This is a genomic window from Rhodococcus sp. RD6.2 (genome assembly GCF_001040705.1).
Taxonomy (GTDB): Bacteria; Actinomycetota; Actinomycetes; order Mycobacteriales; family Mycobacteriaceae; genus Rhodococcus_G.
In genome coordinates this window covers 257,425-277,040 of the sequence record NZ_CVQP01000005.1, presented here as the reverse complement: position 1 = coordinate 277,040, position 19,616 = coordinate 257,425, and the positions used below count along the sequence as shown (strand labels likewise).

Below are 19,616 nucleotides of genomic sequence, written 5' to 3'. Positions count from 1 at the left end.
CGACGGTCCCGGTGGTCGGGAGTGACCCACGCCACTGCCTGTGACTCATGGCACCTTCTGCTACGCCGATCACACCCGCGTCAGAAGGACTCTGGATGTCGCTGAACCTTGCAGATCTGTTCGAAGCCGCCGCGGACGCCGTCCCGGATCGCGCCGCCATCGTGTGCGGGGATGTCCGCCGCACCTACGCCGAGCTCGACGCGGCTGCCAACCGGCTCGCCCACCACCTGATCGGCGCGGGTGTCGGACCCGGTGACCACGTCGGCATGTACATGCGGAACAGCACCGAGTTCGTCGAAGCGCTGCTCGCATGCCTGAAGATCCGGGCCGTGCCGGTGAACATCAACTACCGCTACGTCGACGCCGAACTGACCTACCTGTTCGGCAATGCGGAACTCGTCGCGGTGGTTGCCGACGGCGAGTTCGCGGCCATCACCGCGGCGGTGCTGCCGAACACCCCGACCGTCCGGCACGTCGTCACGATCGGCGCCGCCGCGGACGTCGACTGGGGCACCGTCACCGCCGTCGACTTCCACGAGGCCGTCGCCGCGCAGTCCGCCGACCGCGACTTCCCGCAGCGCAGCAACGACGACCTGTTCATCATCTACACCGGCGGCACCACCGGGATGCCCAAGGGGGTGATCTGGCGGCACGAGGACTTCTTCCACGCCGCGCTCACCGGCGGCAACCCGTTCGGCGAGCCGTACAGCGGCCCGGAGGCGGTGGCCGCCGCGGTCCCGCACATCCCGGAGATGACGTGGATGCTGACCGCGCCGCTGATCCACGGCGCAGCCCTGTACTCCCTGTTCACCGCGTTCTGCGTGGGGGCCACCCACGTTCTGATGCCGAAGTTCGACGCGCGTGAGGCGCTGGCGCTGGTCGAGCGCGAGCGCGTGATGACGTTGACCGTCGTCGGTGATGCCATGGCCCGGCCCCTCGCCGACGCGATCGCCGAACACGGCTCCGAGTACGACCTGAGCTCGCTGATGGTGGTCGGGTCCGGCGGTGCGCTGTTCTCCAAGTCGGTGCGCGACCAACTCGTCGCGTACCTGCCGCAGCTGACGGTCCGTGACGGCTTCGGGGCGTCCGAATCCGGCGTCGACGGCAACCTCGAGATCGGTGCCGACGGGCTGATGCGGATCGCCGCCAAGCCCACCGTCCGGGTCGTCGACGAGCGGATGCGGCCGATCGAGCCGGGCTCGGACGAGGTCGGCTACATCGCCCGGTCCGGCCACGTGCCGCTCGGATACTGGGGCGACCCAGAGAAGACCGCCGCCACGTTCCCCGTCGTCGACGGCGAGCGGATGTCGATCCTCGGCGACATGGGCCGCATGGAGGCGGACGGCAGCATCGTGCTGCTCGGTCGCGGGTCGATGTGCATCAACACCGGCGGCGAGAAGGTCTTTCCCGAGGAGGTGGAGATGGCGATCAAGAGCCATCCCGCGGTCCTGGACGCGCTGGTCGCCGGCGTGGACGACGAGCGCTACGGGCAGCGTGTCGGAGCGGTCGTGCAGCCCCGTGACGGCCACGACGTGCCCGATCTCGACGCGCTGATCGAGCACGTCACCACCCAGGTCGCGCGCTACAAGGCGCCGCGCACGATGGTCGTGGTGGACGCGATCGTCCGGTCGCCCGCGGGCAAGGCCGACTACCGCTGGGCGAAGGCGACCCTGCAGGAACAGGCCACCGGCCTCTGATCCTCTGCCCCGGAAAGCCGAAGGTCACCTTCGTGCGCGTGATGCGCATGAGGGTGACCTTCGGCCGGACAGGGGGACGAGGTCAGACGCCGGAGGAGAGGATGCCGCGGCCCTCGTCACCACCGTTGAGCACCCGGCCCACCCGCCGGGTGACCTTCCACTCGCCGTCGATGCGGGAGAGCTCCCATCGGTTCGCGGTGATCCGTGCAACCCCGTACACACCGGTCTCGGTGTCGCGCAGCACCAGCTGCGAATGGCAGGTCGCGACCGCGGTGTCGCCCTCCAGCTTGATGTGCGGCGGGTAGAGCAGATGGCCGCTGCCGCCATGGATGTAGGACTGGTGGTTGCGGGAGTGGACCATGGCCTCGATCTCGCCGCGGCCGTGCATGGCGCCGGTGTCGACGTCGTACAGGCCGTCCTCGGTCCACAGACCGGAGACCTTGTCCGCCTGGCCGCTGTCGACGGCCGGGCCGTAGGAGCTGATGAGGTTCATGATCGCCAGCTTGTCCTCGAGCAGCTGGACGCGGTCGGCGAGCCGTGCGACGAGCTCGGCGGTGTCGGTCATATGGAGTCCTCTCCGTTGTCGATCGGTTCTGCGGTCGATCAGTCGAATTCGATGCCGAGGGGGTGAGCCAGCTCGACCAGCGTCGCCAGCTGGTCGACGTAGTGGTCGACGCCGGACGCGTCGAGGGTGACGCCTGCGATCGTGGCGCCCGCGTCACGCAGGCACGTCAGCGCGCGGGCCGCGGCGTCGGGGGAGCCGAGCGGGTCGAGGGGGCGCCCGGCGGCCAGCACGACGTCCATTCCCGCAGGCGGCGGCGTCGCCGCGAGCATCGCCCTGAGGTCGTCGAGGCGCAGGCCGAACGGCACCCAGCCGTCGCCAAGTTCGACCGCCCGCCGCAGCGAGCGACGAGTTCGTCCGCCGATCCACAGCGGGACGCGGTCCTGGACGGCGTGCGGCTCGACCACCATGTCGGTGAAGTCGTAGAACTCGCCGTGGTACTCGGGGGTGGACCTGCCGAGTCCTGCGCGCAGGGCGCGCAGCGCGTCGTCGGCGCGGGCGCCTCGACCCTCGAATTCCGCTCCGATCAGGTCGAACTCCTCGCGCAGGCTGCCGACGCCGAGGCCGAGGGTGACGCGTCCGCCGCTGATCCGGTCGAGGGTGCCGTAGCGCTTCGCGATCTCGAGGGGGTGGTGGTAGCCGAGGACGAGGACCTGGGTGACGAGCCGAATCCGGGTGGTGCGGGCGGCGAGGTAACCGAAGGTGGACAGCGGATCCCAGTACGTGCCGCCGCGCTCGGCGGCGACGTCGGTGGGAACGGCGACGTGTTCGCTGCATGTGACGTGGTGGAAGCCGAGGCGGTCGGCTGCGACGGCGATCGCGGCGACGTCGTCGATGCCTGCGCCGGTCTCCCAGTCGGCTCGGGTTCCGGGGTGCTGGATGAGTACGGGGGTGACGATCCCGATTCGCATGGCCGCGGTCCTTCGTCGTTGGGTGGACCGTTCTCCGGCCCGACTGGCGTTTGTATCGCACCCGAGGGGGTCGGAGCGGAAGTCTTCCGGTGATCGGGACCGCCAATGTGCACAGGGGGGTGGCCTGGATCACTTTTCATGAGGTACGGTATCAGAATTGATTTCAGTTTTGCGGAGTCGAGCCTCGATCCGCCGGACCCCTGGAGGAGTCGTCATGACGGTCACCACCGACGCCCCCGCCCGCAAGGCCCCCCGCGAGGTCCCGCCCTCGATGGTCGAGCGGATGACACTGATCCTCGACGCCTTCGACGGCCGGGCCGCTCGCCTCACCCTCGAGGAGGTCGCCTGCCGGTCCCGACTGCCGCGCTCGACCGTGCACCGCATCCTGGACTCCCTGGTCAAGCTCAACTGGATCGAGCACGCCACCTTCGGCTACCGGCTCGGCAGGCGCGCGCTCGGTGCGGGCGGGGACAACGGTCAGTCCGAGATCCGCGAGGCCGCAGCACCGCTGCTCCACGACCTGCACATGCAGACCGGCATGGTCGTGCATCTGTCTGTGCTCGACGCCCACGAGATGGTGTGCCTCGACAAGGTCGGCGGGCGGATGGCGAGCACGATTCCTTCCAGGGTGGGTGGCCGCACGCCCGCGCACACGACCGCCGGAGGCAAGGCGTTCCTCGCGTGGCTCGACCCCGAGCAGGTCGATGCGCTGTGCGGTGGACGTCTCGTCCGGACCACCCCGAACACCATCACCGGTCTGGCCACCCTGCACCTCGAACTGAACCGGATCCGGCAACGCCGTGGACTCGCGTTCGAGCGGGAGGAGTCGTCGCGAGGCGTGGCCTGCGTCGGAGCGGCGATCCGTGGGCCGGAGGGGCCGGTGGCGTCCCTCTCGATCAGCGGCGACGTCCGCACCGCGCCGCTCGAACGTGTCGCACCGCTCGTCGTGGACGCCGCGCAGCAGATCGGTCGCACCCTGTACCCCGAGCTCGGCGCTGCGCGGCGACCCGTGCGGCCCGCTGCGCCCGTTCCCGTGGACACCTGGTCGCCGGAGGCGCGCACCCGTGTCCTCGGTGGCCGCGTCGGCGGCTGGATCTGACCCCGAAAAACCGACGGACCACCAGAAACCATCTCGCTGATCGGGAACCATTCTCCCGCAGCGCGACCCGACCTGAAAGCGTCGATGTATGACGAGCGAACTGACCTACGAGGGCACCAAGCGGGAGGTCTCCACCGACCTCGGCGTACTGCGATACCACGAAGCCGGCGACGGACCGCCGCTGTTGCTGCTGCACGGCTCCGGTCCCGGCGTCACCGGGTGGCGCAACTACCGTGGCATCCTCGGGGACTTCGCCGAGCACTTCCGGTGCCTCGTGCTCGAGTTCCCCGGCTTCGGCGTCAGCGACCCCGGCGACGGTCACCCGATGGTGATGGCAGGCGCCTCGGTAGGGACGTTCCTCGATGCGCTCGGCATCGACGAGCCGGTGCACATGATCGGCAACTCGATGGGTGGCATCGTCGCCACCAACGTCGCCATCAACGCGCCGCAGCGGGTGAACAAGCTGGTCACCATCGGTGGCATCGGCAGGAACGTCTTCGCGCCCGCACCCGGTGAGGGCATCAAACTGCTGATGGAGTTCACGGACAACCCCACCCGCGAGGGTCTGATCCGGTGGCTGCACTCCATGGTCTACGACCCGGCCGTGGTCACCGAGCAGCTGATCGAGGAGCGCTGGGCGCTGGCCACCGAGCCGCTCACCCTGGAGATCGCCGCCCGGATGTACAGCAGCAAGGCGTTCGCCGCGAACACCGCGGCCGCGAAGGCGTCGGGAGTGACCCCGTACTGGGCGCAGCTGCACAAGGTGCAGGCTCCGACGATGCTCACCTGGGGTCGCGACGACCGCGTCAGCCCCGTCGACATGGCGATGCTGCCGATGCGCGACATCCCGAACGCCGAACTGCACGTCTTCCCGAACTGCGGGCACTGGACGATGATCGAGGCCAAGGAAGCCTGGACGTCCGCGGTGCTCGCTTTCCTCACCCGCAAGGACGCCTGATGACCGACCAGAAATGGGACACCACGGTCGATTTCCTCATCGTCGGGAGCGGCGGCGGCGGCATGTCCGCCGGTATCGCGGCCGCCGACCTCGGACTCGACACCCTGATCATCGAGAAGGGTAAGAAGTTCGGCGGGTCCACCGCCATCTCCGGTGGCGGTATCTGGATTCCCAACGCTCCCACCCTGACCCGTAAGGGCGGTGGTGACGATCCCGCCGCGATCCGCCGCTACCTGAAGACGTTGACCGCGGGCACCGTCCCCGACTCCCGGATCGATGCCTACATCGACGGCGGACCGAAGCTGATGACGCTGCTCGACCGCAGCAAGCACATGAAGCTGTACTGGGTGAAGGGCTACTCCGACTACCACCCGGAGGAAGACGGTGGCAGCGCACTCGGCCGCACCATCGAGTGCCTTCCCTTCGACACTCGAAAGCTGAAGGAGGACGAGCAGTTCCAGCGTCCGAACAGCATGAAGGGCCCCTTGGGCCTGTGGGTGACGTCGAAGGACTACCACGACCTGGCGATGGTCAAGCGGACCTGGGCGGGCCGCCGGGCGTCGATGGTCGCGGCGTGGCGGGTCGCGTCGAACATGGTGCGGCGCAGGCACATGGCGACCGGTGGACGCGCACTGGTCGCCCGCCTGCGGATGGTTCTCAAGGACGCCGGGGTTCCGCTGTGGCTGCGGACGTCGATGACCGAACTGGTCACCGCCCCCGACGGCACGGTGATCGGCGTGGTCGCCGAACGCGAGGGCACCACGGTCCGGATCCGGGCCCGTCGCGGCGTGCTGCTGGCGACCGGCGGGTTCGACCACAACCAGCAGATGCGCGATGAGTACCTGCCCGAGCACGGCCGCGCGAACATCAGCGCGGGCGCCCGCGAGAACAAGGGTGACGGCATCCGCGTCGGGCTCGAACTCGGCGCGGCCGTCGACCTGATGGACGACGCGTGGTGGATGCCGTCGGTCTTCCACCCGATGGGCGCGGTGATCCCGCTGGTGTCGGAGCGGTGCATCCCGCCGTCGGTGATCGTCAACGCGAACGGCGAACGGTTCACCAACGAGTCGTCGCCGTACGTGAACTTCGTGCACGACCAGCTCGAAGGCGGGCACGTCCCGGCGTGGTTCGTGATGGACACGAAGGCGAAGAATCGGTACCCGTTCGCGCAGGTGCTGCCGAACATGCCGTTCCCGCAGGGCTTCTACGACTCCGGCGTGATCCACAAGGCGGACACCCTCGCTGAGCTGGCCGAGAAGATCGGCGTTCCAGCGGACAAGCTGACCGCCACGATCGAACGGTTCAACGGGTTCGCCCGGAGCGGCAAGGACGAGGACTTCGGCCGAGGCGACAGTGCCTACGACCGCTACTACGGCGACCCGACGATGAAGAACCCGAACCTCGACGAGATCGTGAAGGGACCGTTCTACGCGATCCGCTGCGAAGCCGGCGACCTCGGCACCAAGGGTGGGTTGGTCACCGACGAGGACGCGCGGGTGCTCCGCGGCGACGGCAGCGCCATCTCCGGCCTGTACGCGACGGGCAACACCACCGCGTCGGTGATGGGCAACGAGTACGCGGGCGCCGGGGCGACGATCGGTCCGTCGATGGTCTTCGGATATCTCGCCGCGAAGCATGCCGCCGCGCATACGCTCCCACTGAGCGAGAGCTCCGAACGCGCGTCCGCCTGACGGCTGGGACGTTCACAACCACCAGGCGGTCATCCGCCGGACCATCAGCGAAAGACGAGGGAAGTCATGGGGCAGGTACTGGATCGGATCGAGCAGTACGCGGACGAGATCCGCGCCGACGGCGTCGAGGGCGACAAGCTGATGCGCCTGACCGACGCCAATGCCAAGCGGCTCAAGGAGGCCGGCGCGATCCGGATGCTCCAGCCGAAGAACCACGGCGGACTCGAGGTCCACCCGCGNGAGTTCGCNGAGACGGCGATGGCNATCGGCGCGATGGACGGCGCCACCGGCTGGGTGACCGGCATCGTCGGTGTGCACCCGTGGGAGNTGGCGTTCTTCGACCCGAAGGCGCAGGACGAGGTGTGGGGCCAGGACCAGGACACCTGGATGGCGTCGCCGTACGCACCGATGGGTGTCGCGGTCCCCACCGACGGCGGCTACATCCTCAACGGCCGCTGGTCGTTCTCCTCCGGNACCGACCACTGCCAGTGGGTGATGATCGGNGCGCTNGTCGGTGATCAGAGCGGCAAGCCGCAGATGCCGCCGAAGATCCTGCACGTGCTGCTNCCGCGCAGCGACTACGAGATCGACCAGGACAGCTGGGACGTCGTCGGCCTGCGCGGCACCGGCAGCAAGGACCTCATCGTCAAGAACGCGTTCCTGCCGGAGCACCGGACGATCGACTCGGCCACCGTGTACGACGGGACCGCCCCGAAGATCGCCGGCCGCTCCGAGACGCTCTACAACTTCCCGTTCTCGTGCATCTTCCCGCTCGGCATCACCTCGTCGCTGATCGGTATCGCCGAAGGCGCNCTCGCCTGCCACATCGCGGCGCAGAAGAACCGNGTCGCGGTGACCGGTGTGCCGATCAAGGAAGACCCGTACGTGCTGTTCGCGATCGGTGACGCCGCAGCGGAGATCGCCGCCTCGCGCGCGGCGATCCTCGAGACCGTCGACCGCTTCTGGGACCTGACCGAGAAGGGCAAGGAGGTCACGTTCGAGCAGCGTGCCATCGGTCGTCGCACGCAGACCGCGGCGGCGTGGCGGGCGGTGCGGGCCGTCGACGAGATCTTCGCTCGCGCCGGTGGTGGTGCACTGCAGATGAAGACGCCGCTGCAGCGGTTCTGGCGTGACGCGCACGCCGGCCTCTCGCACGCGATCCACGTGCCCGGCTCGATCTTCCACGCTTCCGCGCTGACCCAGCTCGGTGGCGAGCCTCAGGGCATCCACCGCTCCATGATCTGACCATCGGGCAATCCGACATTCGCAAAGGACTGGACATGACCGACATCCGATCCCTCGGCTACCTGAGGGTCCAGACGCAGGACGTGCCGCGATGGCGCGAACTGGTGGTCGACGGCCTCGGTATGGCCGTCGGCACGGGCCCCGACCCGGACGGGCTTTACCTGCGCATCGACGAACGCACCTCGCGTCTGCAGGTGCTTCCAGGCGACGTCGACAAGGTCGTTGCCGTCGGCTGGGAGGTGCGTGACCAGTTCGCGTTGCGGGCCGTGCGCGAGCAGGTCGAGAAGGCGGGTGTCGAGGTCAGGGACCTGACCCAGGACGAGGCCGATCTGCGGCGGTTCGAGCAGGGCATCACCTTCACCGATCCGGCGGGTACCGCGCTCGAGGTGTTCTTCGGGCCGGTCCTCGACCACAGCCCGATCGTCACCCCGCACGGTGGTCGGTTCGTCACCGGTGCTGCCGGGCTCGGGCACGTTGTGTTGCCGACGCCGCACTACCAGGAAACGTACGACTTCTACACCGAGGTGCTCGGGTTCCTGCCTCGTGGCGCCATCCGGCTCGGTGGTCCGGGCGCGCCCGGACCCGCGCGTCGGGTGCGGTTCCTCGGCATCAACCAGCGGCACCACAGCCTCGCGATCTGCCCGGCGCCGCCGACGGACGCGCCCGGCATGGTGCACCTGATGATGGAGGTCGACACCCTCGACGCCGTCGGTCAGGCCCTGGACCGGATCAACAAGCTGGGATTCTCGCTGTCCTCGACGCTCGGCAGGCACACCAACGACAAGATGGTGTCCTTCTACGTCCGGGCTCCCGGCGGCTGGGACATCGAGTTCGGCACCGAAGGCATGCTGGTGGACGAGAGTCACTTCACCGCGGAGGAGATCACCGCGGACAGCTACTGGGGTCACGACTGGTCCGGCTCGGAGCCGCTCGCGGCGTTCACGCCTGGAAGCTGACAGTCCGACTGCACCGAATGCGGTGGTCACCGACAAGGTGACCACCGCATTCGGCATTCCCGGGTTGGACAGTCGCGGTCCAACCGCTGTGGCAGGCCGGTACTCGCGCTCCCTGTCGGACGTTCTCGCGCTGCCGCGTGCCGGTCACCGGCCTATCGTGGATTCTCGGATCCGCCGTCACTCGGAGGTGCCCGATGTCCAGTCTCTCGCTCACGGAACCGCGACCCGACTTCACAGGTCTGCTCGCGGTGTACGTCAACTGCACCCTCAAACGCTCACCCGAGCCGAGCAACACGCAGGGTCTGATCGACCGCAGCGTCGAGTTGATGCGCGACGCAGGGGTCGCCGTCGACCAGATCCGCGCCGCCGACCACGACATCGCGACCGGGGTGTACCCCGACATGCGGGAGCACGGCTGGGAGTCGGACGAGTGGCCGAACCTGTTCGACCGGATCCTCGCCGCCGACATTCTCGTCCTCGCCGGACCGATCTGGCTGGGCGACAACAGTTCCGTGATGAAGAAGGTGATCGAGCGGCTGTACGGCTGCTCGGCGATCCTCAACGACAAAGGCCAGTACGCGTACTACGGCCGCGTCGGGGGCGCGCTCTTCACGGGCAACGAGGACGGCGTCAAGCACTGTGCGATGAACGTCCTCTACAGCCTTCAGCACCTCGGATACGTGATCCCGCCGCAGGCGGACGCCGGGTGGATCGGGGAGGCGGGGCCAGGTCCGTCCTACCTCGACGAGGGGTCGGGCGGACCGGAGAACGACTTCACCAACCGCAACACCACCTTCATGACCTACAACCTCATGCACCTCGCGGCGATGGTCAAGGGCGCGGGCGGAATTCCCGCCTACGGCAACCAGCGCTCGCAGTGGGACGCGGGCTGCAAACCTGACTTCCCGAATCCCGACTACCGCTGAATCTGCTTGCGTCGCCGCACAGATTCGTGCATTCTGGGCGCAGCGTCGCGTGCCGGTGGCGGACCGCGTCAGGCATGGAGGCGCCGAAATCGAAGGATTCCTTCGTGACCATCTCGTTCAACCACACCATCGTCGCTGCCGAAGACAAGCAGCATTCCGCGTACTTCCTCACCTGGCTTTTCGGCCTGCCCGACCCGGTTCCCGCCGGGCACTTCCTCGCCGTCGAACTCGACCACGGCGTCACCCTCGACTTCGCGGAGCCGCCACCCGGCGCCGACATCGCGCCGCAGCACTACGCCTTCCTGGTGTCGGAGGACGACTTCGACGCGATATACGGGCGCATCACCGAACGCGGTATCGAGCACTGGGCCGATCCGCGCCAGTCCGCGCACGGCATCAATCGCAACGACGGCGGTCGGGGAACGTACTTCCTCGACCCATCGGGCCACTACCTGGAGATCATCACCCGGCCGTACGGATCAGGCCGGTAGGTCGAGGGAGCGGGCCAGCGTAGGCCACGTGTCCGGCAGTTCGTCCTTCCAGTAGTTCCAGGCATGCACGCCGGTGGCGTGGTACTCGAACGTCGCCGGGATGTCGAGTTCCTTCAGCGTGGATTCCAAGCGGAGGGTGGAGAGTCGGGAGACGGCCTCGATGGGTCCGCCGATGACCACGCGGTTGAACAGATCCGACTCGGGGGTCTCGTAGCGGCCGGGGATGCCGGTCATGGACGAGACGTAGATGTCCATGCCGCGCAGAGCTTCCGCGTGCCGGACGGTGTCGTGATCGGCCCAGCCCTGGCCGCCGATCTCTCCCCAGATGTTCGCCGGGTTGCCGCCTCGGGACGAGATGGTCTGCTGGATGCACATCCGTCCCACGTCGTCGGTGGTGGAGTAGCAGCCACTCATGGCGGCGATGCCCTTGTACATTCCGGGGTGTCGATGCGCGAGCATCATGGCGCCCTGCGCGCCCATCGACAGGCCGAGCAGCGACTTGGCGCCGTTGGTCTTCAACCGGGCGTCGAGCAGCGGTGGCAGTTCGTCGACGATGAACGTCTCCCACTTGTGCAGTCCGACACCGGGATCGATGTTCTCCCAGTCGGAGTAGATGCTGGACACACCGCCGTTGATCATGACGACGTTGACGTTCTTGTCCGCGAAGAAGTCGCGCGCGCCGCCGCCCACGGCCCAGTCGCTCGACGTCTCCCGGGCGTCGACGCCCTCGAGGGCGTAGATCGAGGGTCGGGGCTCCGAGTTGTCTTTCGGCAGGAGCACGTCCACGCCGACCGTGCGGCGGAGCGCAGGGGAGGCGACGGTGAACCGCACCCACTGCGGCGACTTCAGCTTCTCCCCGACGATTTCCGGGCCCCGTAGGACGGCCGTGGGGCGTGACCGACACCGGTCACGCCCCACGAGCAGTCTGGCCGCGTCAGCGGTTCAGCAGCTTGCGCATCATCTCCGCAGCGCCCTTGACCAGGCGATCACGGGGGAATCCGGCCCGCTTCTGCGCTGCGACGTAGTTGCCGCCGGCCACCCACACGGGGCCGTCGGTGAGGTGTTCGAGGCCCTCGCGGGCGGCGTCCTCGGGTTCCTGGACGATCATGCCGGGGACGTCGAAGTTCAGTCCCGCGCGGACCATCGCAGGCGTACGGGTGACGCCGAGGACCAGCTCGACGACGTGCACGCCGTGCGGTTCCAGTTCCAGCCACAGGCTCTCGGCGAACACCCGGCTGAACGCCTTCGACGCCGCGTAGATGCTCTGGTGCTCGGACCCCATGTAGCCGGCCAGGGAGCCGAGCAGGATGATGCCGCCGCGACCGCGATCCTTCATCCGCGCACCGAAGTGATGCGAGAGTTCCAGCTGCCGGGTGATGTTGAGGTCGATCACGCCGCGGAAGCCGTCTAGGTCGCCGGTGACGAACTCGTGGCCGTACGAGTTGGCGCCCGCGTTGAAGATCAGCAATCCGACCTCGACGTCGTCGGTGGCGGCGCGGATCTGGTCGACGGCGTCGGCGGCGAGCAGGTCCAGCGACAGGGTGCGGACCTCGACGCCGTGCGAGCGGACCTTCGCAGCCGTCTCGTCCAGCGGTCCCGGCTTGCGGGCGATGAGGACGAGATTGATTCCGGCGGCGGCCAGTTCGTCGGCGAAGGCGGAGCCGACGCCTTCGGAGCCGCCTGCGATGACGGCCCACGGGCCGTACTGGGTGGTGTCGATCATGGCGAGATGTACTCCTCGGTCGGTCTCAGTGCGCGACTTGGGGTGTCGGAACGGGATCTTCGTTGACGACCGGCAGCGTGCCGTCGTGTGCGGCGCGGTCGATGGTCGCGGCCAGTGCCTCGCAGCGCATCACGGGTGCACCCGGCCGGCCTTCACGGCCGGTCCACGTGTCGATCTCCCGGCAGGTCCGCTGGGACGCCTCGTCCCACTGCACGGCCGTGTGTTCCCAGCTGTACTTGAGCGCCCGGACACAGGCTCCACAGGCGTCACACTCCAGCGGCTGCATTCTCACGCGCCCTCTCGAGGTTGGCCTCGACCTCCTTCTGCCAGGACGCGACCGCCTTCGTGGTGTCCATCTCGTGCTCGAAACGGTCGACCATCTCCGGGGTGACGGCGGCGCGGTCCACGTAGAACTGGTCGTACCAGCGGCGCAGCTGGTAGACGGGCCCGTCCTCCTCGCACAGCAGCGGGTTCTCGATGCGGGTCTTGTTCTTCCAGATCTCGACGTCCTGCTCGAAGCCCTTGGCGATGAAGCCGCCGAACGCGTTCGCCATCTTCTCGGCGGCGTCACCCTGGAACTGCTCGGACTTCTTGACGATGATCCCGTACATCAGGACGAACTTGTCCGGCGAGACCGGGTAGTGGCAGTTGATGAGCACCGACTCCACGTCGTAGCCCTCGTACTGGTAGACGAGGTCGTCGATCATGAAGGACGGACCGAAGTACGAGGCGTCGGAACGGCTTCCGAGCATGCGCGGGGTTCCCGACGCGTGCGGACGCATGTCCTCACGCGCCACGCCGCGCATGAACTGGCTCGCCACCTGGCCCTCGAAGACGTTCTTGAAGAAGGTCGGGAACGAGTAGTGCACGTAGAAGAAGTGCGCCATGTCCACGATGTTGTCGACGATCTCGCGGCAGTTCGTGTCGACCTCGGTGGTGTACCAGACCCAGTCGGACCACTCGTCGGACAGCGCGCCCTCGATCCGCGGGATGTACATGTCGTCCTCGCCCGGCGCCTGACCCTCCGGGTCGTGCCAGACGAACAGCATGCCGTCCTGCTCGAGGGTGGTCCAGGCGCGGGTCCGGGCCAGCGGCGGGACGCGGCGGGCGTAGGGGATGGAGGTGCACTTGCCCTTGCCGCCCCACCGCCAGTCGTGGAACGGGCACGCCACCGAATCGCCCTTGACGGTGCCCTGGCTGAGGTCGCCGCCCATGTGCCTGCAGAATGCGTCGAGGATGTTGAGCTTGCCCTCGCTGTCGGCGAACACGACGAGCTTGGTGCCGAACGCCTCGACGCTGTGCGGTGTCCCGTCCCGGAACGGCTCGGCGAGTCCGAGGCAGTGCCAGCCCCGCGCGAACCTCGTCGGCGCGGCGCCGGCCTCGATCACACGAACTTCCTCAGTGCTGGTCACGGTCGTTCCTTTCCGTCGAACGGTGCCGACACCGGCGGCATGGTCTGTGAATTCGGACGCTAACGAGGCCGATGGCGGCGTATCGCTGCCGATCTCACTGGCCGGGACCGCGCGCCGCCAAGTCGAGAGCCGGCGCAGCTAACATCGGACAAATGGACAACGAGGTTCTCGGACGGGTGCGTGACCTGCTGCCCACGATCACCGAGCGTGCTCGGGCGACCGAGGATGCCCGCCGGGTGTCGGACGAGACGATCGCCGGGCTCGTCGCCACCGGGGTGTTCCGCATGTTGCAGCCGGCGCGGTACGGCGGACTCGAATCGGATCCCGTGCACTTCTACGAGGCGGTGCGCGCCATCGCCGCGGCCTGCGGTTCCACCGGGTGGGTGACGGCGGTACTCGGTGTCCACCCGTGGCATCTGGCGCTGTTCGACGACGCCGCACAGGCCGAGGTGTGGGGCGAGGACCCCGACGTCCTCGTCGCGTCGTCGTACTCCCCGGTCGGGACGATGGTGCGCGTCGACGGCGGATACGAGCTGATGGGCAGCTGGCGGTTCTCGTCCGGCGTCGACCACTGCGGTTGGGCGCTGCTCGGCGGACTGATCGTCGACGACCGCGGCGACATCGTGGACAACGCGACGCTGCTCGTTCCCCGCTCCGACTACCAGATCCGCGATGTGTGGGAGAGCGTCGGACTGCGCGGCACCGGCAGCAACGAGATCGTTGTCGAGCGGGCGTTCGTCCCCGACCACCGGGTGATGCGCAACTACGAGTTCTCCCAGTTGCGGGGGCCGGGGCAGAAGGTGAATCCCGGTCCGCTGTACCGAATTCCGTTCGCCACTGTGTTCAGCTCCGCCATCGCGGCCCCCGTCGTCGGTGTCGTCGCGGGCTGCTACGAGCACTTCCTCGGCCGGATGCGCGACAGGGTTCGCCTCAGCCTCGGCGGCGGCCGGTTCGCCGACGACCCCTTCGCGCAGGTCGCGGTCGGCCGGGCGTCGTCCGAGATCGACGCGGCGATCCTGCAGATGGACCGCAATGTGCGGGCCCTGATGGATGTCGCATCCGCCGGCGGCGAGATCCCGATGCAGCTGCGTCTGCGGGCCCGCCGCGATCAGGTCCTGGGGACCGAACGGGCGCTGCACGCCATCGACCGGCTGTTCACGATGTCCGGCGGCAATTCGCTCGACACCGGCAATCCCATCGAACGCGGCTGGCGCGACGCCCATGCAGGCGGCGTGCACGTCGCGAACGACGTCGAACGTGCCCTCGCGCTGTACGGGCGCGGGGCGTTCGGGCTGCCCGTCGAGGACAACATGATCTGACGCGGTCACTGCTCCTTAGGCGCAGCAGTGAACCTGCGGGCCAGGTTCTCCTCCGTCGACGGCCCGGGCTCCCACGACGCGATCCACGGTCCCGTGCCCTCGCTCTGGTCGAGGATGCCGTCCTCGAGCCACGTGTGCTCGCCCCCGAGAACCTGGCCGGCGACGCGGTGGTCGACGTCGTCGGTGTTCTCCCACAGTGCGGCGAAGTGGCGGTCGATCCGCAGCCGCGACTGCCTGCAGAAGGCGTCCGCCAGCGCGACGCCGCTCGCACCGTGGCCGGAGTCGCGTTCGGACTGGGCGCGCACCACGGACGCGGACATCGCGAACAGTTCGGCACCGATGTCGACGACGTGGCCGAGGAACATCTGGTGCTTCTCCATGCCCGCCTGCCACCGGGCCATCCCGTAGAACGTGGACCGGGCGAGCTTGCGGGCGTTGCGCTCCACGAACCGCAGATGCGTTGCCAGGGAGTCGAACTCGCCGAACGAATTGGGCAGTTGTCCCTTGCCGGACACCAGGTGGGGCAACCACTTGGCGTAGAACCCGCTCGCGCCGAGTGCCGCCTTCGCCTTGTGCTGCATGTCGGCCTTCGGATCGGCGAGGTCGCCCGCGGCGCGCAGATGCGCGTCGACCGCTTCGCGCGCGATGAGCAGTCGCATGATCTCGCTCGACCCCTCGAAGATTCGGTTGATGCGAAGGTCCCGCAGCAGTTGTTCGACGGGCACCGCGCGTTCTCCGCGGGCGGCGAGGGATTCGGCGGTCTCGTAGCCGCGTCCACCGCGAATCTGAACGAGATCGTCGGCGATCTGGCAGGCCATCTCGCTCGCCCACAACTTCGCCAGTGCCGCCTCGATGCGGATGTCGTTGCGGCCCTCGTCGGCCATCTGCCCGGACAGTTCCAGCACCGCTTCGAGGGCGTAGGTGGTGGCGGCGATGAAGGAGAGCTTCGACGCGACGGCCCCGTGCTCGCCGACCGGACGCCCCCACTGCACCCGTTCCGCAGACCACTCGCGGGCGATCTTGAGCGCCCACTTGCCCGCGCCCCCGCACATCGCGGGTAGCGCGAGGCGTCCGGCGTTGAGTGTCGTCAAGGCGATCTTGAGGCCGTCGCCTTCGCGCCCGATCAGGTTCTCCGCGGGCACCCGCACCTGGTGCATCCGAGTCACACCGTTCTCGATGCCGCGCAGGCCCATGAACGCGTTGCGCCGTTCGACGGTGATGCCGGGGGAGTCCGCCTCGACGACGAACGCACTGATCCCACCGCGGTTGTTCTCACCTTTCGGCACCCGTGCCATCACCACGAGCAGCTCCGCGACCACCCCGTTGGTGGTCCACAGCTTCACGCCGTCCAGCAGGTAGGCGCTGCCGTTGTCGGTGGGGACGGCAGTCGACGCGAGGCGGGCCGGGTCGGACCCGACGTCGGGCTCCGTGAGCAGGAACGCGGAGATCGCGCCGGCCGCGCAGCGTGGCAGGAACGCGCGCTTCTGCTCGTCGGTGCCCGCCAGCTTGAGGGGTTCGGGGACGCCGATCGACTGGTGTGCCGACAACAGCGCGCCCAGGCTCGGATGCACCGACCCGACGAGCATCAACACCCGGTTGTAGGCCACCTGCGAGAGCCCGAGACCGCCGTATTCCTCGGGAATCTTGAGCCCGAAGCAGCCGAGTTCGGCGAACCCGCGGACGTAGTCGTCGGGGATGTTCGCGTCACGTTCGATCACGGACCCGTCGAGGGTCGCGCAGTAGTCGCGCAGTTTCACGAGAAACCGTGCGGTTCGGTCGGCGTCGTCGGGGCCGGGGCGTGGGAACGGGTGGACCAGGTCGAGTGGGAACCGCCCGAGGAAGAGCTCCTTCGCGAACGAGGGTTTTTCCCATCCGGATTCGCGGGCCTCCTCGGCGACCGCTCGCGCCTGTTCTTCCGTGACATGGGCCGGTGCGACCATGATCCGCCTCCTCGACGGGAGAATCAGAATGAACCTACTGGCGAGTATTCCCCTCGTCGCGTGTTTGCGGTAGTTCTCGTCGGGTCCGGAGATCACCCCGCGTGGATGAGGCGGCAGGGCCCGTGCGTGCTTAGCGTCGGCACCGAACCCGCCGAATCCGTCATGAGGAGATCGAGTGAACGACGCAGGTGACGCCTTCGCTCAGGCTGTTGCACGAATCGGTCTACCGGACCAGCTACGGACCCCGATCGGGACGTTCGAGTTCTTCGACGGCGTGCCGTTGCCCGACACCACGAGCCGACTGTACGACGGGCTCGATTTCCTGCGGGGTGTCGAGGTCTTCCTCAATGCCGTGCCAGGGGCCTCGCTCGTCGCGATGCGGCGCGGTTTTCGCAGCGTGGGCATAGACGGCCTGAGCACGCTCGCGTACACCGACCCTCGGGCCAACTCGGGGAGCCTCTTCCTCACTCCCAACACCGAGACCACCTACGCCACGATGTTCCTCGACCTGCGTGACGGCCCCGTCGTCATCGAACCGCCGACCGAATCATTGTGCGTGGTCGACGACTTCTGGTTCCGCTACGTCGCGGACATGGGCATCGCCGGACCGGACAAGGGGAAGGGCGGCAAGTACCTGTTCCTGCCGCCGGGTTACGACGGCGCCGAGCCGGACGGCTACTACGTCTACCGCACGCCCACCTTCACCAACTGGGCCGTCTTCAGGGCACTGGGTGGGGTCGAGGCGATCAAGCAGACCCGCGTCTACCGGCTCGCCGACGCCGGGAATCCACCCGACATGACGTTCGTCAACGTCGCCGACAAGAAGTTCAACACGGTGCACGCGAACGACTTCTCCTTCTTCGAGGAAGTCCACGAATTGGTTCAGGAGGAACCCGCGGAGTCGCTCGACCCGGAACGCGCCGGCCAGTTGGCGGCGATCGGGATCAGGCACGGCAGCCCCTTCGCCCCGGACGAACGCCTCCGCGGCATCCTGGACACCGCCGCCCAGACCGCCGCGGGCATCAGCCGGGCACTCGTCTACTTTCCCCGCGACCCGGACGCCTTCCTGACCGAGGGCTCCTCGTGGAAGCAGGCCTTCGTCGGTGGCAGCTACGAGTTCCTGCACAACCACGCCCGGCTGCTGGACGCGCGCACCCAGTTCCACTACTTCGCCACCGTGATCACCCCGGCGATGGCGCACGCGCAGGTCGGCGCCGGTTCGGCCTATGTCTACACGGCGGAGGACGACCAGGGGCGGATCCTCGACGGTGGCAAGCACTACCGGCTTACGCTTCCACCGGACGCGCCCGCGAAGAACTTCTGGTCGGTGGATCTCTACGACACCCAGACACGATCCCTGCTCCAGACCGACAACCCGTACCCGAGCCTGATGAGCCTGACGGGCACGGTGGAGCCGGAATCCGACGGTTCGATCGTCCTGTGGTTCGGGCCGACGCCTCCCGCAGGGCGGGACGCGAACTGGATTCGCACGGTCCCGGACAAGAGCTGGTTCCCTGTGCTCCGACTCTACGGCCCCCTGCAGCCGTGGTTCGACGGGGCGTGGCAACCGGGCGAACTGGTGGAGGTCGAGCCGACACGCAGCTGATGCCGGTCCCGGTGACAGGAGCCGCCTGCCTGACCGGAGTCCGAGTTCCGGCACGTTGATCGGGCCGTCGAGGTGCGAGAATCGGTGACGATGACGAGCTCGGCGAGACCCCCGGCGTACACGATGCGACAGCTGTTCGTGTTCGTCGCCGTCGCGGAGACGGGAACGATACGTGCGGCGGCCGAACGCCTGCACGTGTCCCAGTCCGCGGTCTCCCTCGCGCTCACCGAGCTGGAACGGGGACTGCGCACCCAACTCTGTGTACGACGCCGCGCGCACGGCGTCCAGCTAACCCCGACGGGGGAGCGGGTGCTGGTCCGGGCCCGGGTCCTGCTGGAACAGGCAGGCGACCTCGCCGCCGCGGCGAGCGGCGCCGAGGGGGAACTGACCGGGCCGTTGGCGATCGGCTGCTACTCCTCGCTGGGGCCGACGCTGCTGCCTCGGCTGCTGTACGAGTTCGCCCAACAGCACCCGCGGGTCACCGTCGACTTCGTCGAGGACAACCAGGACCGTCTCACCGCGCGACTGACGTCGGGCGAACTCGACCTCGCCATCGTGTACGACCTCGACCTGTCGCCGGAACTGCGGCGGACACGGATGGACACCCGCCAGCCAGCCGTGCTGCTGCCCGCCGGGCACCGGCTGGCCGACGAACCGGCGCTCGATCTCACCGAACTCGCCGAGGAACCGATGGTTCTCCTCGACGTGCCACCGAGTTCGTTCCATGCACTGCAGGTGTGTGACCGAGCGGGGTTCACGCCGCGAATTCGATACCGGCCCAAGAATTTCGAGACGGCACGCGCGTTGGTGGGTCGGGGTCTCGGGTGGACACTGCTGATTCAGCGCCCGCACCACGACGTCACCTACGAGGGTCTCGGTCTCGTGGTGCGGAACGAGGTGAACCCGCCGATTACGCCCGTCGACATCATTCTCGTGTGGTCGCCGACCGTACTGCTCAGCAAGGCCGCGCGTGCGTTCGTCGACTTCGCGACCGCGGAGTCGGATGCCCAACCTCAGGATTTGTGAACAATCACCCTCGGATCTTGCGCTTTTCACGGGTTGTGATCGGCGTCAAGATGC

18 protein-coding genes are annotated in these 19,616 nt (G+C 68.1%); 11 read left to right on the top strand and 7 right to left on the bottom strand.

The window, feature by feature from the left end; translation table 11 throughout:
• Window positions 1–95 precede the first annotated feature (95 nt).
• Window positions 96–1,697 carry an acyl-CoA synthetase gene (locus RHCRD62_RS07835; RefSeq protein ID WP_050064128.1) on the top strand — a complete coding sequence of 534 codons (1,602 nt, stop codon included), beginning with the start codon at window positions 96–98 and terminating at the stop codon, window positions 1,695–1,697.
• An 82-nt stretch (window positions 1,698–1,779) separates the two neighbouring features.
• On the opposite strand, the gene RHCRD62_RS07830 is transcribed toward RHCRD62_RS07835, so the two are convergent.
• Both RHCRD62_RS07830 and RHCRD62_RS07825 read right to left on the bottom strand, forming a co-directional pair.
• Entirely contained in the window at window positions 1,780–2,262 is a 483-nt protein-coding gene (locus RHCRD62_RS07830; RefSeq protein WP_050064127.1) for a nuclear transport factor 2 family protein, read from the bottom strand.
• Window positions 2,263–2,300: 38 nt separating this feature from the next.
• Complete coding sequence (locus RHCRD62_RS07825) at window positions 2,301–3,170, bottom strand: LLM class F420-dependent oxidoreductase (protein WP_050064126.1); 870 nt, start codon at window positions 3,168–3,170, stop codon at window positions 2,301–2,303.
• Between the two features lie 214 nt (window positions 3,171–3,384).
• Here RHCRD62_RS07825 and RHCRD62_RS07820 point away from each other — a divergent pair, with 214 nt between their 5' ends.
• The 7 genes from RHCRD62_RS07820 (at window position 3,385) to RHCRD62_RS07790 (ending at window position 10,536) form a co-directional block, all read left to right on the top strand.
• A complete protein-coding gene (locus RHCRD62_RS07820; protein WP_050064125.1) occupies window positions 3,385–4,269 on the top strand; it encodes an IclR family transcriptional regulator in 885 nt (294 codons plus the stop codon).
• Window positions 4,270–4,357: 88 nt separating this feature from the next.
• Window positions 4,358–5,227: an alpha/beta fold hydrolase gene (locus tag RHCRD62_RS07815; protein WP_050064124.1), complete on the top strand. Its 870-nt coding sequence runs from the start codon at window positions 4,358–4,360 to the stop codon at window positions 5,225–5,227.
• Entirely contained in the window at window positions 5,227–6,918 is a 1,692-nt protein-coding gene (locus RHCRD62_RS07810) for an FAD-binding protein (RefSeq protein WP_050064123.1), read from the top strand. The genes RHCRD62_RS07815 and RHCRD62_RS07810 overlap by 1 nt, the downstream gene beginning before the upstream one ends.
• Window positions 6,919–6,984: 66 nt before the next feature.
• A complete protein-coding gene (locus tag RHCRD62_RS07805; protein WP_050064122.1) occupies window positions 6,985–8,163 on the top strand; it encodes an acyl-CoA dehydrogenase family protein in 1,179 nt (392 codons plus the stop codon).
• A 35-nt stretch (window positions 8,164–8,198) separates the two neighbouring features.
• The gene (locus tag RHCRD62_RS07800; protein ID WP_050064121.1) at window positions 8,199–9,119 is read left to right on the top strand and encodes a VOC family protein; all 921 of its coding nucleotides are present in this window, start codon (window positions 8,199–8,201) and stop codon (window positions 9,117–9,119) included.
• 194 nt (window positions 9,120–9,313) lie between these two features.
• Window positions 9,314–10,045, top strand: a complete 732-nt coding sequence (locus RHCRD62_RS07795; protein WP_050064120.1) for a flavodoxin family protein — start codon at window positions 9,314–9,316, stop codon at window positions 10,043–10,045.
• A 104-nt stretch (window positions 10,046–10,149) separates the two neighbouring features.
• Window positions 10,150–10,536: a VOC family protein gene (locus tag RHCRD62_RS07790; protein WP_253277242.1), complete on the top strand. Its 387-nt coding sequence runs from the start codon at window positions 10,150–10,152 to the stop codon at window positions 10,534–10,536.
• Here RHCRD62_RS07790 and RHCRD62_RS07785 read toward each other — a convergent pair.
• From RHCRD62_RS07785 to RHCRD62_RS07770, 4 genes are all read right to left on the bottom strand, one after another.
• A complete protein-coding gene (locus RHCRD62_RS07785) occupies window positions 10,525–11,367 on the bottom strand; it encodes an alpha/beta hydrolase (RefSeq protein WP_253277241.1) in 843 nt (280 codons plus the stop codon). The two genes, RHCRD62_RS07790 and RHCRD62_RS07785, sit on opposite strands and share 12 nt — an antisense overlap.
• A gap of 103 nt (window positions 11,368–11,470) precedes the next feature.
• A complete protein-coding gene (locus RHCRD62_RS07780; protein ID WP_050064118.1) occupies window positions 11,471–12,259 on the bottom strand; it encodes an SDR family NAD(P)-dependent oxidoreductase in 789 nt (262 codons plus the stop codon).
• A gap of 25 nt (window positions 12,260–12,284) precedes the next feature.
• Window positions 12,285–12,545 (bottom strand): hypothetical protein, encoded by a 261-nt coding sequence (locus RHCRD62_RS07775; RefSeq protein WP_050064117.1) that lies wholly within the window; start codon window positions 12,543–12,545, stop codon window positions 12,285–12,287.
• A complete protein-coding gene (locus RHCRD62_RS07770; protein ID WP_050064116.1) occupies window positions 12,526–13,671 on the bottom strand; it encodes a 3-ketosteroid-9-alpha-monooxygenase, oxygenase component in 1,146 nt (381 codons plus the stop codon). The genes RHCRD62_RS07775 and RHCRD62_RS07770 overlap by 20 nt, the downstream gene beginning before the upstream one ends.
• Window positions 13,672–13,823: 152 nt before the next feature.
• Here RHCRD62_RS07770 and hsaA point away from each other — a divergent pair, with 152 nt between their 5' ends.
• Complete coding sequence (gene hsaA / locus RHCRD62_RS07765) at window positions 13,824–14,990, top strand: 3-hydroxy-9,10-secoandrosta-1,3,5(10)-triene-9,17-dione monooxygenase oxygenase subunit (RefSeq protein ID WP_050064115.1); 1,167 nt, start codon at window positions 13,824–13,826, stop codon at window positions 14,988–14,990.
• A gap of 5 nt (window positions 14,991–14,995) precedes the next feature.
• Here hsaA and RHCRD62_RS07760 read toward each other — a convergent pair whose 3' ends face one another.
• Window positions 14,996–16,930, bottom strand: coding sequence for an acyl-CoA dehydrogenase family protein (locus RHCRD62_RS07760; protein ID WP_050064114.1), 1,935 nt, complete (start codon window positions 16,928–16,930; stop codon window positions 14,996–14,998).
• A 175-nt stretch (window positions 16,931–17,105) separates the two neighbouring features.
• Between RHCRD62_RS07760 and RHCRD62_RS07755 the strand changes: the two genes are divergently transcribed.
• Both RHCRD62_RS07755 and RHCRD62_RS07750 read left to right on the top strand, forming a co-directional pair.
• Window positions 17,106–18,536 carry a DUF1254 domain-containing protein gene (locus RHCRD62_RS07755; RefSeq protein ID WP_253277240.1) on the top strand — a complete coding sequence of 477 codons (1,431 nt, stop codon included), beginning with the start codon at window positions 17,106–17,108 and terminating at the stop codon, window positions 18,534–18,536.
• Window positions 18,537–18,626: 90 nt separating this feature from the next.
• Window positions 18,627–19,562 (top strand): LysR family transcriptional regulator, encoded by a 936-nt coding sequence (locus RHCRD62_RS07750; protein WP_050064525.1) that lies wholly within the window; start codon window positions 18,627–18,629, stop codon window positions 19,560–19,562.
• Window positions 19,563–19,616 lie beyond the last annotated feature (54 nt).